Annotated in this window: 1 pseudogene; it reads left to right on the forward strand. The window is 65.8% G+C overall.

Annotated elements, in window-relative coordinates:
* Window positions 1-266: pseudogene (locus WCE05_RS26520) on the forward strand (hypothetical protein); the annotation flags it as partial.

Below are 266 nucleotides of genomic sequence, written 5' to 3' on the forward strand. Positions count from 1 at the left end.
CCAACTCGATGCAGAACGGCTGAGCCGGCAGAGCCGGGATTTCCATCATCGAAACCTGGTGGCCATGCTGCTGAACAAGACCCTGGAAAGCCTGTACCCGCCAGAATCCCCATCCCCGGAGCTGGCCTCGCAGCGGCTTCAGTCAGAGGCGACCGGGCGCACGCTGTCCCGGGCCGAGGCCCGCTACCGCGCCCTCACCGATGAACGTTACTCCTCCATGGGCGCACGCCTGGGGCAACGCATCGACACGGCCAAGTACCGGCAGT

This window comes from Pseudomonas sp. I2 (genome assembly GCF_040984075.1).
Taxonomy (GTDB): Bacteria; Pseudomonadota; Gammaproteobacteria; order Pseudomonadales; family Pseudomonadaceae; genus Aquipseudomonas; species Aquipseudomonas guariconensis_B.